We start from the raw sequence: 19000 nt of genomic DNA, 5'->3' as shown, positions 1-19000 counted from the left end.
GAAGGGGAACAACATGAAACAGAAAAATCTTAAAGGACTGATCAGTGAATACTTCATCTTCCTGATCTTTATCGTACTGGTCGTTGCGCTGACCATTCTGAAGCCCAGCTTCATCAGCCCGAACAACCTCGTCAACATCCTCAAGCAGGCTTCCATCAACGGCATTCTGGCGTTCGGCATGATGTTCGTCATTATTGCGGGCGGATTTGATATGTCGGTCGGCTCTACCGTAGCATTCACCGGCATTCTGGCAGCGCTGCTCGGCAAGGGTGACCTGCCGCTGATCGTGCCGCTGGTCATTGCGATGCTGGCCGGTCTGGCAGTCGGCATGGTAAACGGTATCGGCGTTGCCATCGGCGATTTGCCCCCGTTTATTATGACACTCGGCTCGATGACGGCTGTGCGTGGTCTGGCGCTGCTGACCTCCAACGGCAAGCCGATCACCGGCATCAGCAAGGGCTACAAGGCTGTCGCTGCATCTTCTATCGCAGGCATTCCGATGCTGTCCATCTTTCTTGTAATCGTTATCATCATCTGTGCATTTGTTTTATCTAAAACGGTTTACGGACGACGTGTTTACGCTTGCGGCGGCAATCTGCAGGCAGCCCGCGTTTCCGGCATCAACACCACCGCGATCCGCATCTCCACGTTCGCCATTGCCGGCCTGCTGGCTGGTCTGTGCGGCTTCCTGATGACCTCCCGCGTTACCATCGGCCAGCCGACCGCAGCCGAGAGCTACGAGATGGATGCCATCACCGCGTGCGTAGTCGGCGGCGTATCCATGACCGGCGGCGTAGGCAAGCCGTGGGGCGTTGTCATCGGCTGTCTGCTGATCACCGTTATCGCAAACGGTCTGGATATCATGGGCGTATCGTCCCACTGGCAGAAGATCGTCAAGGGCGTTATCATCGTGGTAGCCGTTCTGATCGACGTAAAGGGCAAGACCAAGAAAAACTGATTTCCATTGTTGACTGTGAGGACCGCAGGAGCGTGCGAACGCTCCTCTCTCCTCCTATCATAACCACAACTTCTCTAAGGAGGAAAAAGAAAATGAAAAAGAGACTTCTCGCTATGCTGCTTACCGGTGCCATGACTCTGAGTCTGGCTGCCTGCGGTGGTACTTCCACCGGTTCTGATGCAGGCACCGATTCCGGTGCTGATTCCGGCAGCGATTCCTACAAGATCGCCCTCATCCAGCAGCACCAGACCAACGCATTCCAGATTGCCGTATCCGAGGCTGCTGAGGCCAAGGCTGACGAGCTGGGCGTTGACCTGACCATTCTGAGTGCCGATCAGGACGCCGCTACCCAGATCAGCCAGATTGAGCAGTGCGTATCCGAGGGCTATGATGCCATCCTGTTCGAGCCTGTTGATCCGGACGGCCTTGCTGATGCTGCAAAGTCCGCAGCTGATTCCGGCGTTGTTATGATCAACATCATCTCGGCCTGCACCGACTGGCAGAACAACGGCATCTCCGCTGTTTCCTACGGCAACAACGTAAAGGCCGGCGAAACCGAGATGGAGCAGGTTGCAAAGCTCCTCGGCGGCAAGGGCAACATCGCTATCCTGACCGGCCCGTCCGGCGACGCAGGCGGTCTGCAGCGTATGGAAGGCTACGAGAACATTCTGAAGAACTACCCCGAGATCAAGCAGGTCGTTGCTCCGGCTGACTGCCAGTGGGATACCGCAAGCGCACAGTCCACTGTTGAGAGCTGGCTGTCCGCTTACGATCTGGATGCTATCGTTTGTGAGAACGACGGCATGGCAGTAGGCGCCGGCAACGCAGCAGGTGCAAACTCCGGTATCGTTATCACAGGCGTTGACGGCACGCCGGACGGCTTTGAGGCTATTCAGGACGGCCGCATCACCGGTACCGTTTCTCAGAACGGCGGCGCTATGGCTGCAAACGGCATCGAGGCTGCTGTTAAGCTGCTCAAGGGTGAAACCCTCGACACTACCGAGATCGTAACCGACAACACCTGGATCGACTCCAGCAACGTAGGCGATTACGAGTAATCTCTCGGAAACACTTTGCAAATCCTTGTAAACAGTGTTATTATGAATAAGAAAAAGGGAAAACGGATACGTTTTCCCTTTTTCTTATCAACAAGCGAAATTCATTTTCCTAAAATTACCTTCAAAGGGGAATATGTATGTTAAGGGTCGTACTGGCAGATGATGAAAAAAAGGTCCTGCTGCTGATGCGCAAGCTGATTGACTGGGAAGGTCTTGGCTTTGAGATTGTCGGCATAGCGAGCGACGGTATAAGCGCACTCGATCAAGTGCGCGAAAAGAAGCCGCACTTGCTGGTGACCGATATCCGCATGCCCGGCTGCGACGGCATTGACCTCATTCGGCAGGCAAAGCAGATTCAGCCGGGACTGCATTTTATCATCGTCAGCGGCTACCGCCAGTTTGAATATGCGCAGAATGCGCTCAAATACGGCGTAGAAGGCTATCTGCTTAAGCCGCTCAAGCAGGAGGAAATGGTCGATTTGCTGATCAGCCTCAAGGAGAAGATGGGCGAGGAAGCAGCGATAGAGTACCGCTTGAAAAAGAGCAGCGAGCGCGAGCAGGAGCGCATCATCGACACCCTGATGACTGAGGTGCGCGGCGGTGTACGCACCTCGAGCACCGTGCGCTCGTTTGATCTGGAGCGTGGTCTGCCCGAAGGCGGCAGCTACTTTGCGGCTGTTATCAAGCCGAATATTCCGTCCGCGGCAGAAAATCAGGACGGCTTCCGTGCCATGCAGAAGCACGCGCTCGAGATCGTCCGGCAGGAGCTGGGACAGATGGACTGCGGCTTTGTGGCATCGGCACGCCGCGAGGGTATCGTGGCGGCCGTGTATACGCCGGAGTATCAGCCGGTCGAGGTCAAGCGGTGCTTCACCAAGATACGCAAGGAGATCGAAAAGCAGCGCGACCTGTTCTGGGGCATTCGCGCCGCCGTCTGCCTTGGCAGTCGGCAGAGCACCGCAGAAAAGCTGTCCGTTTCGCTGAAGGAGGCGCTTTGGCTGTGCATCGACGGTCTGTGCCACACACCGAACTGGCGGGACGCCGAAGCCGAAACACCGGATTTTTCCCTGCATTATACGCTGGACGGCGCGCAGAAGTGTCGCTTTCAGGAGGCTGCCGCATGTCTGAACACCGAGCAGTACGCCGAGGAGCTGGAGGACAGCTACCGCGCAGTTATGTCTATGCAGCCGCTCTGGGGACAAATGCTGGAGGACTGGTTTCGGCAGATACTAACTGCGGTGCGCTACGGCTTGCAGCAGGACGGCAGCGCCGATGAGCAGTTCTATCAGCGCATGGAGGACGGACTGTGGCAGTGTACCAACGCACAGGAGCTGCTTCGGCTGCTGCAGGACGGCGTCAGCGGTGAGCTGAACCGCCTGCGCCGGGAGCGCTCTCAGCGCGAAGCGCGTCCCATTACGGACGCAAAGCACTTTATCCAGCAGCATTATCAGGAATCTCTGCGGCTCGAGGATGTCAGCAATGCGGTCGGCTTCAACGCGACCTACTTTTCCGCCATGTTCAAAAAGGAGACCGGACAGAATTTCATGGATTATCTGACCGAGCTGCGCATGAATAAGGCGAAGGAATTGCTGTGCGGCGATGAATGCTCGGTGCAGGACGTTGCCGAACAGGTTGGATACCGTGACCTGAAATATTTTTCCCGCCTGTTCAAGAAAACCACCGGAATCAGTCCGTCGGACTATAAAAAGCTGTACAGGTAGGTGAAGGGCATGTGGCTGAAAACACAATGGAAGCTGCGCCGGGCGCTGCGCCGCTATCGGCGGGACGGCAATCTGGACGCGGTGCTGCACGAGGATTGGAGCCGCTGCCGCGATATTTTTGCCTTTTTCCACGAGATCGAGGATCGTCTGCACGGCGAGGAGATCACCCGCCTGCGGCAGAAGCAGGCGGAGTATCTGGCGCTGCAAAACCAGATCAATCCGCATTTTCTGTACAATGCGCTTGAGGCGATCCGTTCGGATGCGCTCTTGGCGGATTGCGAGGACATCGCGGAGACGACCGAGGCACTGGCGACTTTTTTTCGCTACACCATCTCCAATGTGCAGGAATATGTCACCTTTTCGGACGAGTTGGACAACGCCGAGAACTATTTCACCATCCAGCGCTGCCGCTTCGGTGACAAGCTGGATATGGAACTGGAAATGGAAAACGAGGATTTGCTTGAGGCGCGTATGCCCAAGCTGATCCTGCAGCCGCTGGTGGAAAACGCCGTCGTGCATGGTCTGGAGAGCAAGATAGGGCAGGGAACCGTACATATTTCGGTGGAAAACAGCGAAAACACGCTGTTCCTGCGCGTCAAGGACGACGGAATCGGTATTTCCGAGGAGCAGGTGGAGCAGCTGAACGAGGAGTTTGCCCATGGCAGCGCGAACGCCGTCAGCCGCAAACGCGGCGGCATTGCGCTGCGCAATGTTAACAGCCGTATACGGCTGATGTTCGGAGAAAATTACGGTCTGCGGATATTCAGCGCGAAGGGAATCGGTACCGAATGCTGCGTTACACTGCCGCTGCTGCTGCAGGAGGAGTGATATGAAGGAAGAACTGATACGCATTGAGCATGGTGTATTCCGCAGCGATACCGGCGAATACCGGTTTGATATCTCGGTTTCCTGCGGCGAGTGCATCGGCGTATATGTGGATGAGTATTTGACCTCCGGTACTGCATATCTGGATCTTTTCAAGGGACGCCTTGCACTGACGGACGGACGCGCCTTCTGCTGCGGCAGCAAGACAGGCGCCGCAGTGATCGAGCACTGGATCCGGCAGAACACCATGCTGGTGGACAAATCCCGCTTTGCGGGCAGGGAGCTGACCATGCGCGATTTTGTGCTGGCGCTTGGCAGAACGACCTCATACCGGCAGAAGAACCGCAGTGCGGCACGGCTGAAATCGCTTGCCGCGACCGATATGCTGCGGCAACTTGGGCTGGAGCATTCGTGGGAGACGCGCCTTGCCGACCTTTCGGTGCTGGATTATTACCGGCTTTCGGTGTTCCGCGCATGGTTCACCGGCTGCCGGCTGCTCGTCCTCGATCGGCTGACAGAGGCACTGCGCCGGCAGGATCAGGACCGGCTGATGCAGTGCGTACAGCTTCTGCTCGGGCATGGCATGGCGGTGCTCCTTTTCGATATGGATGAGATGTTCATGTTCCGCTATGCCGGCCGCATTGATGTGATTAAGGAGCGCCGCACCTTTTTCCGGCTGTATCCTGAGGAATACGGCCCGCGCCTGTTTGAGCTGCTCGGTTGGGAGCGTGCCAGCCGTCCGGCATGGATGGAGCGCACAGCGCCCGCAAAGGGCAAGACGGTGCTTTCCGTATTTGAACTGTTCCTGCCGCCACTGCCGCCGCTGTCCTTCGAGATATGCGCCGGCGAGATCGCCTTTCTGCACGATGAGAATTACAGCACCGGACGCCGTCTGCACGACTGCTTTCTGGGGAATCAGGGCTGGCAGAACGGCATTTTCCGGCTGGACGGCAGAATTTACGACCACAGCGAGCTGAACCGTATCATCGGCACTGAGATCGGCATCCAGATTGAGCAGCCCGACCGACCGGGCGGCGTGCTGTTTGACAACATGACCGCGCTCGACAATCTGTGCACCTGTCTGATTCCTAAGGCAGACAAGTGGCTGATCCGCAAAAAGCTCGTCTCCAGTATTCTGGAGGAGGCGACTCGCTGGTTCCCGCGCGAAATGCTGCTGCGTCCGCTCAGCGCATGGTCACTGCCCGATCGTCTGCGGTTTTCGTATTATCGGTGGTATCTGCTCAATCCCAAGCTGCTGATCTGCTTTTTCCCGTTCGCGGGACAGGAATCGGCGCATCACAAGATGATCATTGATATGCTGGTGCTGTGCGCGCGGCGCGGCATGGCGGTCTGGATCATCTCGTCCGGCATTGACGCCATCTGCGAAAAAACCGATAACGAAGAGTTTCTGCGCCGTCTGCGCTACATCAAGGAATGATGTGTGCAGACGGCGTTTTTATGCGTCGGACAGCGGGAGCAGCTCAAAAAGCTTGATGACCCGTCCGAGCAGCAGTGCGGAGAGCACTGTGCCGACACCGATGCCGTAAAACGGGCAGTAATGGAACAGGCACAATCCAGCGCTGATGGCAACCATAGAGAGGTCAAACCCGTTCTTGACGGTGGAAAACCGCAGATGAAATACCCTCTACATATGCCGGAAACCCGGCTGCAGCCTAATGCGCAACCGGGTTTCCGGATAAACTGTTCATGATTCTTCGTTTCTTGCGGATTCAATATCCTGCAGAAGCTGTTTCTGCGTATCATCGAACAGCAGGCGCTTGTTATGCGCGAAATACGCATCGCACCCGAAGTTCTGGATAAACCACGAGGTAAACCAGTTCGCGGTCAGTTCGGTAGCGAACAGCACCAGCTCCTGCGAGTCCGGAATGGCGGCATCGAGGAAGGCAAATGCGTTTGCCAGTTCGGCATCGGTCTTGTCTGCGGCGGCTGCGCGTGCGTCCACATCGGCGGAGAAAAGCGCCTTCAGACGGTCAAACTGCTGCTCCTCGGGTACTTTTTCGAGTGTGAGCGTCTGCCGGTAGGCATCCAGACGTTCCACCTCACGGGAGGCGACATAGAGCGCGTCCTTGTCGAACGAGCCGCCGTTTCGCTTGTCTGCAAGCGCGGCACGCTTTTCATCCGGCAGGGAAGTGATGGCTTTTTCGCCTTCTCGGATGGCGAGCAGGTCGGCATGAAGCGCATCGGTCAGCGCATCCAGACGGTACGCGTCACGGGCACCGTCTGCCAGCCGGCTTAGCAGCAGACCGAGTACGCCCAGCTTTTCGTCAAACGGCGCGTCCCGCAGTTCGGAAGCGCGAACCGGCTCCCAGGTGCCGGAAAGCAGCTCATCTACGCGGTAAACCTGCTTGTATTTGTCATAAAGCTGCAGATAATTTGCAAAATCGCTTGCCACCTGCGGCAGCTGCAAATACTGCTCCACAACCTGACGATCAACCGGAATACCCAGCGACTCGTACACCTGCATCAGCTCGGACAAATCCTCCCAGCCGCGTGCGGTGACAAACTGCAGTCCGTCGGCGGTAGTCTCTACGCGGTAAAAATGCTCGCGCCGGATCTCAAGATAGGACAGGATGGCACCATGGATGCCGCGTCGGTACGCGTACTCCTTCCACACGCCGAAATCCTCTTCGATGTCGATTTTTTTGACGCGGTCGAGTGTTACCACGTCAAATTCCCGCACGGATTTGTTGTATTCCGGCGGATTTCCGGCCGCTACGACCACCCATCCGGCAGGCAGCTGCTGGTTGCCGAAGGTCTTGCACTGCAGAAACTGCAGCATCATCGGCGTGAGTGTCTCGGAAATGCAGTTGATTTCATCGAGGAACAGAATGCCCTCTTTGACGCCCGTGCGTTCCATTTCGCGGTACACCGAAGCGATAATCTCGCTCATCGTGTAGGCGGTGACCGTGCGTTCCTCGCCGCCGAGCATCACCTTGTCGATGAACGGCAGACCGAGCGCGGACTGGCGCGTGTGGTGCGTCAGCGTGTAGGAGACAAGACCGACGCCGGTCTCCTCGGCAATCTGCTGCATGATCTGCGTTTTGCCGATGCCCGGAGGACCCATCAGCAGGATTGGCCGCTGCCGAATCGGCGGAATACGATACGCGCCGAATTCATCGGTCGTGAGATACGCCTTGAGCGCATTTTTGATTTCGTTTTTTGCTCGTTTGATGTTCATAACTGCGCCTCGTTAGTCAAATTGATCCAGAAAATTATGTTTACCGTTCGCATCGCGCCAGCCGAGCAGCTTGGCAGTATCGACGTTCTTGACCGCGTTGAAGATATTCGCTTCGATCTGCGGGTTGTTTGCCGCGAGAGACGCGATCAGCTGCTTGATTTCCGCGCGTTTGGTGTCGCTTTCCAGCTTTTTTGCCGGACAGTCGCACGGCAGAAAGGTCAGACCGCAATATTCCGCCCAGTCAATGACGCTCTGCTCGCGCGTGAAATACAGCGGACGGATCAGCTCCATGCCCTCGTAATTCTTGGCCTTGACGCGCGGCAGCATGGCCTGCACCTGACCGCCGTAGATCAGTCCCATCAGCACGGTGCCGATGGCATCATCGTAGTGATGACCGAGCGCGATTTTATTACAGCCGCGCTTGCGTGCTTCGGTATACAGGTAGCCGCGCCGCATCTTTGCGCACAGGAAGCACGGATGCTCGGCAGAATGCACCCCTGCCACGCGCAGTACATCGGTATCGAAAATTTCGAGCGGAATGTCCAGCCGTTTCGCGTTTTCCTCGAGGTGCTTGCGGCCCTCCGGCGCATAACCCGGGTCCATTGCAAGGAACACGAGGTCAAAATCCACCGTGTGCTGCAAATCCTGCAGCAGCAGCGCCAGCAGCATGGAATCCTTGCCGCCCGAGATGCAGACCGCAACCTTATCGCTCGGTTTTACCAGTCCATATGCTTTTACCGCATCCACGAACGGCTTGCGCAATGTACGCACAAATTCGCTTTGCAGCGTCCTTTTTATCTCTTTTGCAGTCATTTTGCGCCCTTCTTATGCTGAAAATGATAGGTGATACGGGCAAGAATGCTGTCCGGCGCGAAATGCCGCGCCAGTGTCATGGCCTTCATGGCTGCACCCGGAACGACAACTGCCTTGCCGGCAAACAGGCCGTCAACAGCTTCGCGCGCCACACGCTCTGCCGACAGACCGGAGAGCGAAAACCGCACGCCTGCGACCTTGTTGAACTCGGTGTCCACCGGTCCCGGACAGAGGGCGCACACACGCACCGGAGAACCGGCGCGGCGCAGCTCCTCGCGCAAGGCTTCTGTCAGACGTAGAACATAGTTTTTGGTGGCGTAATAGGTCGCCATCAGCGGTCCCGGCAAAAATCCCGCCGAGGACGATACGTTGAGAATGTAGCCGCGTCCGCGCTGCACAAAATCCCGCACAGCCAGCTTGGTGAGAATGTGCACGGCACGCACGTTGGTGTCGATCATGCGCAGCTCCTCATCCAGATCGGCGGTGACAAACTCGCCGAACAGACCGAACCCCGCGTTGTTGATCACGACCTCCAACTCCTCGCTCTGTACCGCCTCGTACAGCAGGCGGCATTCCTGCTCGTCCGACACGTCCGCCGCGATGACGCGGCACGGTACCGGCAGCTCTGCCGCCAGTTCGCGCAGGCGTTCCTCTCTGCGGGCGCACAGGATCAGCTCGTAGCCGCGTGCCGCCAGCAAGCGCGCCATTTCGCGTCCCAGTCCAGAGGACGCACCCGTGATGAGTGCTTTCATGCAAATTCCCTCCAAATCACTGTGATAACTTATTATATAGTACCATGCGGACTTGTCCGCGTCAATTCATGTTGTTCGTCACATTCTGTACAAATTTGCGGATGGTGATGGGTTTACTTGGTTTTGGCTTTTCAATAAGATTTGAGAATGGTATAATAACAATGAAATAGTGCATTGATTTTTCGCCAGAAGCCGAAGATTGGAGGGGCGAACATGAAAAATAAAGAAGCAGACACCGAATTGGAATCCAGACTGTTGGAAATTCTGGTGCACCCATGCCGCATTGAGGACATCCGGCGCGAGCTGCCGAATGCAGGCAAAAACAATCTCAAAAACGCGCTGGACGCGCTCATTGCGGACGGCAGGGTGATGAAAAATAAGAAAAACCGCTTTGCGGTCTCCGCGCACTACGGCTGTGCGGCCGGAACCTATCTGGCTACCGAGCGGGCATTCGCGTTTGTCGCGCCGGATTATCCGGAGGGCGAAGCCAAGCCGGATGATCTGTTCATCCCGCCGAATGCGTCCGGCGGTGCGTGGCACGGCGACCGCGTGCTCGTCAAGGTGAGTGAGCGCAAGAACAACCGCGGCCGCAAGGAAGCAACCGTTATTCGCGTGCTGGGACGCGCCGGCAAGGAGCTGACCGGCGAACTCGTGCAGCGCGGCAAGGCATTTTTCGTGCAGCCGACCTCGAAAAAGTATCCGGAGATTGCGGTGGACAAGCATGACCTCGGCGAAGCCGCCGTTGGTGACTGCGTGGCTGTTTCGATCTCGCACTACGGCGATGAGCAGTTTATGCCGCAGGGCGTTGTCCGCGCGGATTTGGGCGAAAGCGGTACGATGGAGGCCGCTATCGCGGCTGTTCTGCACGAAAATGGCGTGTACGATGTATTCCCGAACGAGGTGCTCGAGCAGGCCCTTGCCATTCCACAGGAGGTCGATATGGGCACCGCCGGCAAGCGGCTTGACCTGCGTGACAAGCTGATCTTTACCATCGACGGCGATGACGCGAAGGACTTTGACGACGCGGTTTCACTCGAAAAGCTGGAAAACGGACACTATCTGCTCGGCGTACACATCGCGGACGTGAGCCATTACGTCACGCCGGATTCGCCGCTTGACGCCGAGGCGTTCCGCCGCGGCACGTCGGTTTATTTCCCGGGACACGTTGTGCCGATGCTGCCGTTCGCGCTGTCCAACGGCATCTGCTCGCTCAACCCGAAGGTGGACCGTCTGGCGTTCTCCGCGCTGATGGAGGTCGATAAGGACGGCCGTCGGTATGGTGCGAAATTTGCCAAGTCGGTCATCTGCTCCAAGGCCCGCATGACCTACAACAAGGTCAACAAAATCCTCGCGGGGGACAAGGGGCTGCGCGAGGAATACGCCTTTCTGGTCGAGACTGCCGAGACGATGAACAATCTGGCGCACGCGCTGTATAAGCGCCGCATTGAGCGCGGCGCACTCGAGCTGGACATTCCGGAGGCGGAAATCCGCGTGGACGAGAACGGCAAGCCGGTTGAAATCCGGTTCCGTGAACGCGGCGAGAGTGAAAAGCTGATTGAGGAATTCATGCTGCAGGCCAACGAAGCGGTTGCCGAGTATATGTGCAAGCGCGAGCTGCCGACCGTCTACCGTGTGCACGAGAATCCCGATCCGGACAAGCTGCGCGTGTTTGCGTCGTTTGCGCGTCCGTTCGGCTACCGCATCGACCCGTCCAAGCCGGAGGATACGGCGCAGTTCCAGACCGTGCTGCGCGGCGCAAAGAACGACCCGAAGCAGCGCGTGCTGCCGACGCTTCTGCTGCGCTCGCTGGCGCGTGCCCGCTACGCGGATGAGTGCATCGGCCATTACGGCCTGAAGGCAAAGTTCTACATGCACTTTACCTCGCCAATCCGCCGTTATCCCGATCTGGTAGCGCACCGTATGCTGCAGAAGGCGCTGCTCGGTGAAGAATTTACCGCGGCAGACGAAACTATGTGCGAGGAAGCCGCGGACCAGTCCACCAATCGTGAGCAGGCTGCCGACAACTGCGAACGCGACATCGACAAGCTGTATATCGCGTCCTACATGCAGCAGTTTATCGGTGAGGAATTTGACGCGGAGGTTTCCGGCGTGCAGTCGTTCGGCGTGTTCGTTGCGTTGGAAAACGGCTGTGAGGGTCTGATTCGAGCCGAGCTGATGACCGGCGACTTCTACCAGTATGACGAGGAGCGCATGGCGATGGTCGGCCGCCACACCGGCAAGCGGTTTACAATCGGCACGCCGATGCGTGTTAAGCTGCTTGCCGCAAGCGACACCACCGGTCAGATCGACTTTGCACCGGCAGACGGCTCGCTTCCGGTTTCGGAAAAGCTGGATCGTCCGCGCCGTGAGGACACCGACCGTGCACCGAGAGGCAATCGCGCGGAGCGCCGCCGCCACAGCGGCAAGGGGCGCGGCGGCAAGCCCGGCAAGGGCAAAAAACCGCCCACGCGCAAGAGAAGATAAGGCAATACCGCATAATTGAACAAGAGTGATTTGCGAGCAAATTTTGCGTTCTGCTTAGGCGCGGTTTTGCGGTAATACTTTGTGTATTACCGTGAAATCGCAACGACAGCAGAGCACAAAATTTCCGCAAAGCACCGCAGCTTTAATTGTGTGGTGTTGCCGCTATAAAGGAGAGAATCTTTTATGTCCAATAAAGTAACCGTTGCTGCGATTCAGATGACCTATGGTCTGGATGAAGCCTGCGAGAAGGTTCGTGAAGCGGCATCTCAGGGTGCGCAGATCATTTTGCTGCCCGAACTGTTTGAAAACTGGTATTTCTGTCAGGAAAAAAGCTATGAAAATTACCATTTAGCGACAACGCTCGAGGAAAATCCGGCGGTCCGCGAGATGCAGACTATTGCTCGTGATTTCAAGGTCGTCATTCCGGTCAGCTACTACGAGCGGGTCGGCGAGACCACGTTCAACACGGTGGCTGTCATTGACGCGGACGGCACGATCATGGGTCAGTACCGTAAGACCCACATTCCGGATGACCATTTCTATCAGGAAAAGTTCTATTTTACGCCCGGAAATACCGGATTCAAGGTCTGGGATACGGCTTATGCGAAAATCGGCGTCGGTATCTGCTGGGACCAGTGGTTCCCGGAGTCCGCGCGCTGCATGGCGCTGCAGGGCGCCGAGCTGCTGTTCTACCCGACGGCTATCGGCTCCGAGCCGATTCTCGACTGCGATTCCATGCCGCACTGGCGGCGCTGCATGCAGGGTCACGCGGCGGCGAATATTATGCCGCTGATCGCTGCAAACCGCATCGGCACCGAGACCGTAAAGCCGACTGAGGATAACCAGAACCAGTCGTCCTCGCTGACGTTTTACGGCTCGTCCTTTATCGCGGATGAGACCGGCGCGCTTGTCGAGCAGGCTGACCGCGAAAACGCAGGCGTGCTGACGCATACGTTCGATTTGGATGAAATCTGTGAGATGCGCCGTTTGTGGGGTGTCTACCGCGACCGGAGACCGGAAATGTATGGTGCAATGCGCGGCTACGGTTTATAAAATGGAAAATTGAGACACCCACCGCAGTGGGCGTCCGGCGAGTAACCGCCCACAGGGCGGCTCTTAGCGAGTCGGAATGGATAATGGAAAATTCTATTCACAAAAAACGCAGACTGAGAATATTCTCAGTCTGCGTTTTCTATATCATAGATATTATTTTGCGAGTTCCGCCAGGGATTCATCCATGTTGGTGTCTTCCGTCATGGTAATGCGGTGCATGCTGTACAGCGTCTGCGGCAAACCCTGTACGACCGCATTCACGCCCGGCTGGGTGGTGAACGTCAGCTCGATGCCCTGACTGCGCAGCGCATCCATCGTCAGCGTGCCGTATGCGCCTTCCGGATAGGACAGCGCGTTGACCTTCTCACCGGTGAGCGGCTCGATGGCCTGCTGGCTCTGCTGGATGTCAGCCCTGACAGCGGCTTCATAGTCCGCATCGCTTTCGCCGGGCAGCTGCGCGAGTGTTTCCCGAACACGGTCGTTTCCGTCCTCGAACGGCGGCCACTGGTGCATATCATAGGTGTGGCTCTGGATGGAAATCAGGCCGGAATCCACCATTTCCTGCATTTCAGCCGCGCCGAAGTGCGGTGTCATGGCGTGGTCGGTATCCTTGTAGGTGTCCTTGCCGATGGAAACGCCGATGGCGAAAATGGTCGCCTTCATGTTGTATTCCTTGAGGACAGGGAATGCGTCCTCGTAGTTGCTCAGATAGCCGTCGTCAAACGTGAGAACAATCGGCTTTTCGGGCAGCGGCGTACCGTTGTAGACGTAATCACGCAATTCCTCGAGCGAAATCGTGTTGCAGCCGGCATCGGAAAGCGCCTGAATCTGTTTGCGGAACGTCTCCGGCGAAATGGTAGCTGAGCCGCTCACCTCCTCGGTCAGCTGGTGCCACGTTAGCACCGGAACCTGAACGGCGGTGTCGTCGTCCGTGCGCGGTGCAGGACGCTGCGTGAAATAGTCATGCGGCGTGTCAGAGGTCACATAAGTGCCGAAATCCGATGGAATTGCGGTGATAGCAGGCGTAAAGTCGGGATACTCCTTCTCGGCAATGCGGGTTGCCATCATCTCGCCAATGTTGTTACGGAAGTGCGTGCTGTCGTAGAAGAAGCGCGGCTCGCTGCTGACAGACGAGGACGAAAAATCCCAGTAATCGGTCACTTTGGCAAGAGATTCGTAGAAATTCGTGATATCCTCGTCGTAAAAGTTCTTGTAATAGTCGGTGTACACCGGAGCGGTCAGCACAATCAGATTGACGCCGTTTTCCTCACAAACCTTGCGGATTGCGGCCACCGACTGCATGCAGGCTTCGGTCTTGTACAGGTGCAACGGCTCGTGGTTGGGATAATTGGTGAATACCGGATAGGCGTTCAGATAATCCGCGGTAGAGCCGATCGGCTCCACATCACGCACGCGCTTGTCATACGCACCGGTCTGCTCGTCGAATACGTCGAACGACTGCGGCATGAGCGTGTCCTTGCTCTTATTCACCAGCTTCTGATAGCCGTATCGCGGGTCCGCGGGGAGAAACCGCGAGTAATACGACAGCGCGGACATATCCGGGTCGGTTTTGTAGTGCAGACTATGGGTCAGCTTGTTGGACTCATCATCGTAGGTCAGTCCGTTGTCCAGATACACATTCAGCACCAGATTTTTGACCGTGTAGTTGTCGATCAGGTAGTTTGCAATCTTTTCGCAGTCCTTCATATCCGCGCCGTACATGATCATGTTGTAGAATCTGGCGTTCAGCATCTCGTTAAACGACTCGGTCGGCAGCGAGCTGGTGGACGAGCAGCCGAGAAAATACGAGTCGTACTCGTCATGGTGCTGCTCGAGATAGGAGATCTTCGCCGCACGCGGATTGTTGGTCTCGTCATACGAAAACCACTGCATAAATCGGTCACCGAATGCGCCGAACGGGTCGGTGACGTAGTTGAATCCGGCCAGCAGAACGGCCAGAATCAGCGCGATAACGGGCAGAGAAAGCACCCATTTTTTTGCGTTCATGTTCTGCCTCCTTAAAATTGCTTGTAGATGAACTCGGACGAGATGTATCCGGCACGGAAAATGCCGAACAGCAGCAGGACCACGAGCGAAACGGTTAGCACGGTCAGCTGCACGAGCGCCGGGCGCTCGTTGAGCCACGCCTGCACATCGGTGCCGCGTTCCTCAAAGAACTCCACACCGTGGACGATGAGAATGCCGACAAAAATGATGATAAAGTCGGAAATACTCAATCCAAGCGTCGGCACAACCGACGAAAACTCACTGAAATGCGGATGCAGCACGGTTGTGCCGAGCAGCGTGAATACAGTTTTGAGACGCGGTGCGCGGGTGAAATAACGGCCGATAAACACCAGTCCGAACGTGCGGACGGTCATAAAGATGCGCCAGCCGGTCGATTTGTCGTTGATGTGCAGCTTTTCCTTCCACGAAAGGAAGCGGCGCTCCATCAGCAGGGAAGCGGTAATGAGGATACCGTTCCACAGGCCGAACGCAATGTAGCGGAAGTTGGCGCCGTGCCAGATGCCGATGATCAAATACACGATAAACGTAGCGGTCGAGGTGGCACAGATCTTGCCCATCATGCCCTTGAAATGCTTGCGCGCCCACTTGCCGAGCTTGCCGAACGGCTTGGAAAACGCCAGAGGATAGAACACATAGTCGCGCATCCACGCACCGAGTGTGATGTGCCAGCGGCGCCAGTAGTCGGTGAGCGAGGTGGAAAACAGCGGTCGGCGGAAGTTGAGTGTCATATCGATGCCGAACATGCGCGCGACGCCGCGTGTGATGTCGATGCCGCCGGAAAAATCGCAGTACAGCTGAATGCAGTAAAACAGAATACCGAGCGCAATGACAGCACCGCCGTAGGGACAGTTCTCCATGATGACGTTGTTTACCAGAACAGCCGCGCGGTCGGCGATGACGATTTTTTTGAAGTACCCCCAGAGCGCCAGCTGAATGCCGATCTGCAGGTCGTCCCAGCACAGCTTGCGCTCTGCGGTAAGCTGCGGCGCCAGCTGATCGAAACGGCTGATCGGTCCCTGCACCATCTGCGGGAAGAACGATACGAACAGACCGTAGCGCAGCGGATTGCGCTCGGGCGCATATTTGCCGCGGTACACGTCAATAACGTAGCTCATGGACTGGAAAATGAAAAACGACAGACCGAGCGGCACGACAAAATCCCATCGGGGAATGTGATTGCCGAGCGCGGACGGCAGCAGCTCGAGCGTGAAATTCCAGTATTTCATCGCGTAGAGCAAGCCAAAACAGCAGACCGCGCAAATTACCGCGATCTGCCTCTTTTTGTGCTGTATTTGGGTCTTTTGCGCCTTGTCGGCAGGCTTGATGGCGTTATAGCACCCGAGAATGAGTCCGGTTACCCAGGTCATTCCGGCCACCAGAACCACCCACGCAAACGCCTTGACCGAGCCGGCCATGTAAAACGCCGCACTCGCCAGCAGCAGGATGCACCACTGTGCCTTTTTCGGCACGATGTAGTAGAGCAGCACGCTCGCAATGGTAAGTACGATAAATGAAGCGGAAGTAAAAGCCATTAGTCCTGCGCGTTCTCGATCAGTTCAACGATGGCGTCAACCGAGTTGAAGTTCTCCGGCGTCAGGTCGTTGACACCCAGCTGAACGTCAAACTCCTCCATCAGCTCGGAAATAACGGCTACGATGTCGAGGGAATCGATGATGCCGTCGTCGATGATGGCAGTTTCGTTCTCAAAGTCGTTGCCGGGGCAGATCTCATTCAGAATTTCGATAATTTTTTCTCTCATGGTCGATTTCTCCTTTAATTATATTGCAGCACGGCGGAAGTCCATCCGTCGGGCCGGTAGCCGTGTTGTTCGTAAAAATGCTCGGCCGGAGCATTGCCGGTCCGCGCCCATACCTGACTTTTTGCGCCGTCTGTCACATTCAGGTAGGCGGTGAGCAGTTCACATGCAAGTCCGCGTCCGCGGCAGTCCGCACGCACGGCAAGGTGCCGAATCTCGGTCGAGACGCGGGAAACCGCAAAATGCAGCACGCCGGAAACGCCCTGTTCGTCCCGGGTGATAACGGTGTGGCCGGTTGCGAGGTTTTCACGCAGATCGTCCGCAGTCGGCAGACAGCCGGTGAGAGCGGAGAAGTGCTCACTTAAAAAGTGGGAAACATCCTCGAAATCCTCCGGCTTTGCAGGAACTGCGGTTGTTTCCGCCGGAAATGCTTCCGGTTTGCGGGTGCGCCGCGTGCGGCGCAGCACCTGACGAAAACCGAGGGCACAGAACTGCTCGGCGGCATTAGCCATGACCTCCGCGTCTTTCGCGCGGCAGGACAGCTCGGTCACAACCGGTCTGTCCGTCTCCGGCAGGGAAAGCACCGCGTTCGGGTGCAGATAAAACGTCATCACAAGGTGGTCGCCGCGTTCGCGGAACAGCAGCAGTGCGCCGTCTGCCTCGTGGATGTACAGTCCGTTTGCGATTTCGCGCGTGTAGTCCTCACCGCGCAGAAAGTTGTTGGTGAGGACACCGCGCTTGAGCTGTGCGTTCAGCAGATCGGAAATCTGTGCGAAATTCTCAATCTTCCGCATGGATAAATTGCTCCTTCAGCTTGACACGGTCGATCTTGCCGTTGGCGTTCATCGGCAGTGCGTCCAGCTTTTCGTAGATGTTGGGCAGCATATACTTGGGCACCAGCCTGCGCATGGCACGCGCGAGTGCCGCGGCGTCCGGCTCGCCCTCGTAGATGCAGAGGATGCGGTCGCGGCTGCGGTCAAACAGGCAGGCTGCGGCCGCGATGCCGTCCACGCTGTGCAGCGCGGTCTCGATTTCGCCAAGCTCGATGCGGTAGCCCATGTGCTTGATCTGTCCGTCCTGCCGCGACAGGAAATACAGCAGACCGTCGTCCTTCTTGACGGCAATATCGCCTGTGCGGTACAGAATATCGCGGAAATACGGGTTTGTCGGGTTTTGGATGAAGCATTCGTTCGTCTTTTCCCAGTTGCCGAAGTAGCCGCTGGCCAGTCCGCTGCCGCGCACGCAGATCTCGCCGGCCTCGCCGTCCGGAACGGGCTTGCCGTCCTTGTCGAGCAGTATAATCTGCATGTTGCGGCAGGCTTTGCCGATCGGAATGGCTTCATCGTCGCGGTAGTCGCGGGTGAGATGGAATGCGGCACAGTCCACGGTGGTCTCGGTCGGTCCGTACATATTGACAACCTCGAGACCCGGAATCGCGGCCTTCCACGCGTTCACATAGCGCGCCTGCAGCGCTTCACCGCCGAGAGCGGCTTTGCGCAGCGTGGGCGGCGCGCACTTGCTCAGTGCACCCGAGCTTGCCACAAAGTGGAACGCGCTGGTCGCCCAGTTGATGGCGGTCACGCCGACACGCTCCATCTCCTTGAGCAGCAGCATCGGGAAGGTAAACAGCTTTTTCGAGAAAATATGGCAGGTTGCACCGAGCGAAAGGGTCTGGTACAGATCCTTGCACGAAAGATCAAAGTAAAACGGCGCCTGATTGCCGAAAATATCATGCTCGGTGTAGCCGCAGAACTCGCTCATCCAGTCGGTGAAGTCGATGACCGCACGGTGCGGAATGACGATTCCCTTCGGCGCACCGGTCGAACCCGAGGTGAACAGCAGGTAAACCGGGTCGATATCCAGTACGCTCTCACGGATGGACTGCAGCAGGTTTGCGTCAGCCGGTGCTGCAAAGCCCTCGTCCATCGAGATGAGCGGGGCACAGTCGGCAAGCGGCTCAGCCTGCCTGCGGTTGCCCTCGGCGTAGACGATGGCAACAGGATGGACCTGCTCGAAAATACGGCGGATACGCGCTTCCGGCATGTGGTCGTCGATCGGAACGTAACAGCCGCCCGCATACAGCACACCCTGCATCGCGGCAACGCTTTCGGCCGTGCGGCCGATCAAAACCGCGACCGGCTTGTGCAGCGTATCGACGGTTTTGGCAAGGTGGGTGCCCAGACCCTGTGCGGCCTTCAGCAGCTCGCCGAAGGTGAACACGCGGTTCTCATCGCAGAACGCAGGCTTGTCCGCGTGCATTCGGGCAGAGGATTCCAAATATTCGAGTACATTTTTTCTCATAGACATACTTCCTCATTATGATAGTCTATTTTATCATAGAGGGCGGAAAAAG

The 19000-nt window shown here is 57.0% G+C and carries 16 protein-coding genes; 7 read left to right on the top strand and 9 right to left on the bottom strand.

Annotated features, from left to right (window positions below):
- Positions 1 to 13: 13 nt before the first annotated feature.
- From DW806_RS10930 to DW806_RS10910, 5 genes are all read left to right on the top strand, one after another.
- Positions 14 to 958 carry an ABC transporter permease gene (locus DW806_RS10930; RefSeq protein WP_118729965.1) on the top strand — a complete coding sequence of 315 codons (945 nt, stop codon included), beginning with the start codon at positions 14 to 16 and terminating at the stop codon, positions 956 to 958.
- A 92-nt stretch (positions 959 to 1050) separates the two neighbouring features.
- Entirely contained in the window at positions 1051 to 2016 is a 966-nt protein-coding gene (locus DW806_RS10925; RefSeq protein ID WP_118729964.1) for a sugar ABC transporter substrate-binding protein, read from the top strand.
- Between the two features lie 137 nt (positions 2017 to 2153).
- On the top strand, positions 2154 to 3737 hold the full coding sequence (locus DW806_RS10920) for a response regulator transcription factor (protein ID WP_118729963.1): 1584 nt from the start codon (positions 2154 to 2156) through the stop codon (positions 3735 to 3737).
- A gap of 9 nt (positions 3738 to 3746) precedes the next feature.
- Positions 3747 to 4565 carry a sensor histidine kinase gene (locus tag DW806_RS10915; RefSeq protein WP_118360885.1) on the top strand — a complete coding sequence of 273 codons (819 nt, stop codon included), beginning with the start codon at positions 3747 to 3749 and terminating at the stop codon, positions 4563 to 4565.
- 1 nt (position 4566) lies between these two features.
- Entirely contained in the window at positions 4567 to 6000 is a 1434-nt protein-coding gene (locus tag DW806_RS10910) for a hypothetical protein (protein ID WP_118729962.1), read from the top strand.
- An 18-nt stretch (positions 6001 to 6018) separates the two neighbouring features.
- On the opposite strand, the gene DW806_RS15230 is transcribed toward DW806_RS10910, so the two are convergent.
- From DW806_RS15230 to DW806_RS10895, 4 genes are all read right to left on the bottom strand, one after another.
- A complete protein-coding gene (locus tag DW806_RS15230) occupies positions 6019 to 6156 on the bottom strand; it encodes a hypothetical protein (RefSeq protein WP_158578355.1) in 138 nt (45 codons plus the stop codon).
- 111 nt (positions 6157 to 6267) lie between these two features.
- A complete protein-coding gene (locus DW806_RS10905; RefSeq protein WP_118729961.1) occupies positions 6268 to 7761 on the bottom strand; it encodes an AAA family ATPase in 1494 nt (497 codons plus the stop codon).
- 12 nt (positions 7762 to 7773) lie between these two features.
- On the bottom strand, positions 7774 to 8574 hold the full coding sequence (locus DW806_RS10900) for a tRNA lysidine(34) synthetase (protein WP_118729960.1): 801 nt from the start codon (positions 8572 to 8574) through the stop codon (positions 7774 to 7776).
- Entirely contained in the window at positions 8571 to 9326 is a 756-nt protein-coding gene (locus DW806_RS10895) for an SDR family NAD(P)-dependent oxidoreductase (RefSeq protein ID WP_117751914.1), read from the bottom strand. Before DW806_RS10895 ends, DW806_RS10900 begins: the two co-directional genes overlap by 4 nt.
- A 213-nt stretch (positions 9327 to 9539) precedes the next feature.
- On the opposite strand from DW806_RS10895, the gene rnr reads away from it, so the two are divergent.
- Positions 9540 to 11810 carry a ribonuclease R gene (rnr, locus tag DW806_RS10890; RefSeq protein WP_118729959.1) on the top strand — a complete coding sequence of 757 codons (2271 nt, stop codon included), beginning with the start codon at positions 9540 to 9542 and terminating at the stop codon, positions 11808 to 11810.
- A gap of 183 nt (positions 11811 to 11993) precedes the next feature.
- A complete protein-coding gene (gene aguB, locus DW806_RS10885) occupies positions 11994 to 12863 on the top strand; it encodes an N-carbamoylputrescine amidase (RefSeq protein ID WP_118729958.1) in 870 nt (289 codons plus the stop codon).
- Between the two features lie 153 nt (positions 12864 to 13016).
- Here the strand turns inward: aguB and DW806_RS10880 are convergent, their stop codons facing one another.
- The 5 genes from DW806_RS10880 to DW806_RS10860 are packed head-to-tail and all read right to left on the bottom strand — an operon-like array spanning position 13017 to position 18948.
- Positions 13017 to 14870, bottom strand: coding sequence for a polysaccharide deacetylase family protein (locus DW806_RS10880; RefSeq protein WP_118729957.1), 1854 nt, complete (start codon positions 14868 to 14870; stop codon positions 13017 to 13019).
- 11 nt (positions 14871 to 14881) lie between these two features.
- Positions 14882 to 16423 carry an MBOAT family O-acyltransferase gene (locus DW806_RS10875; protein ID WP_118729956.1) on the bottom strand — a complete coding sequence of 514 codons (1542 nt, stop codon included), beginning with the start codon at positions 16421 to 16423 and terminating at the stop codon, positions 14882 to 14884.
- Positions 16423 to 16650, bottom strand: coding sequence for an acyl carrier protein (locus DW806_RS10870; protein ID WP_110435814.1), 228 nt, complete (start codon positions 16648 to 16650; stop codon positions 16423 to 16425). The genes DW806_RS10875 and DW806_RS10870 overlap by 1 nt, the downstream gene beginning before the upstream one ends.
- A 14-nt stretch (positions 16651 to 16664) precedes the next feature.
- Positions 16665 to 17441, bottom strand: a complete 777-nt coding sequence (locus tag DW806_RS10865) for a GNAT family N-acetyltransferase (RefSeq protein WP_118729955.1) — start codon at positions 17439 to 17441, stop codon at positions 16665 to 16667.
- On the bottom strand, positions 17428 to 18948 hold the full coding sequence (locus DW806_RS10860; RefSeq protein WP_158578354.1) for an amino acid adenylation domain-containing protein: 1521 nt from the start codon (positions 18946 to 18948) through the stop codon (positions 17428 to 17430). The genes DW806_RS10865 and DW806_RS10860 overlap by 14 nt, the downstream gene beginning before the upstream one ends.
- Between the last annotated feature and the right edge of the window lie 52 nt (positions 18949 to 19000).

This window comes from Butyricicoccus sp. AM32-19, assembly GCF_003480365.1.
In the GTDB taxonomy this organism is placed as follows: Bacteria; Bacillota; Clostridia; order Oscillospirales; family Butyricicoccaceae; genus Agathobaculum; species Agathobaculum butyriciproducens.
The sequence above is the reverse complement of the archived record's forward strand: the minus strand, read 5'-3'. Positions and strand labels throughout refer to the sequence as shown.

Coding starts and splice junctions, on each gene's coding strand:
- DW806_RS10930 (WP_118729965.1), top strand. CDS start 14: ATGAAACAGAAAAATCTTAAAGGACTGATCAGTGAATACTTCATCTTC.
- DW806_RS10925 (WP_118729964.1), top strand. CDS start 1,051: ATGAAAAAGAGACTTCTCGCTATGCTGCTTACCGGTGCCATGACTCTG.
- DW806_RS10920 (WP_118729963.1), top strand. CDS start 2,154: ATGTTAAGGGTCGTACTGGCAGATGATGAAAAAAAGGTCCTGCTGCTG.
- DW806_RS10915 (WP_118360885.1), top strand. CDS start 3,747: ATGTGGCTGAAAACACAATGGAAGCTGCGCCGGGCGCTGCGCCGCTAT.
- DW806_RS10910 (WP_118729962.1), top strand. CDS start 4,567: ATGAAGGAAGAACTGATACGCATTGAGCATGGTGTATTCCGCAGCGAT.
- DW806_RS15230 (WP_158578355.1), bottom strand. CDS start 6,156: ATGGTTGCCATCAGCGCTGGATTGTGCCTGTTCCATTACTGCCCGTTT.
- DW806_RS10905 (WP_118729961.1), bottom strand. CDS start 7,761: ATGAACATCAAACGAGCAAAAAACGAAATCAAAAATGCGCTCAAGGCG.
- DW806_RS10900 (WP_118729960.1), bottom strand. CDS start 8,574: ATGACTGCAAAAGAGATAAAAAGGACGCTGCAAAGCGAATTTGTGCGT.
- DW806_RS10895 (WP_117751914.1), bottom strand. CDS start 9,326: ATGAAAGCACTCATCACGGGTGCGTCCTCTGGACTGGGACGCGAAATG.
- rnr (WP_118729959.1), top strand. CDS start 9,540: ATGAAAAATAAAGAAGCAGACACCGAATTGGAATCCAGACTGTTGGAA.
- aguB (WP_118729958.1), top strand. CDS start 11,994: ATGTCCAATAAAGTAACCGTTGCTGCGATTCAGATGACCTATGGTCTG.
- DW806_RS10880 (WP_118729957.1), bottom strand. CDS start 14,870: ATGAACGCAAAAAAATGGGTGCTTTCTCTGCCCGTTATCGCGCTGATT.
- DW806_RS10875 (WP_118729956.1), bottom strand. CDS start 16,423: ATGGCTTTTACTTCCGCTTCATTTATCGTACTTACCATTGCGAGCGTG.
- DW806_RS10870 (WP_110435814.1), bottom strand. CDS start 16,650: ATGAGAGAAAAAATTATCGAAATTCTGAATGAGATCTGCCCCGGCAAC.
- DW806_RS10865 (WP_118729955.1), bottom strand. CDS start 17,441: ATGCGGAAGATTGAGAATTTCGCACAGATTTCCGATCTGCTGAACGCA.
- DW806_RS10860 (WP_158578354.1), bottom strand. CDS start 18,948: ATGAGAAAAAATGTACTCGAATATTTGGAATCCTCTGCCCGAATGCAC.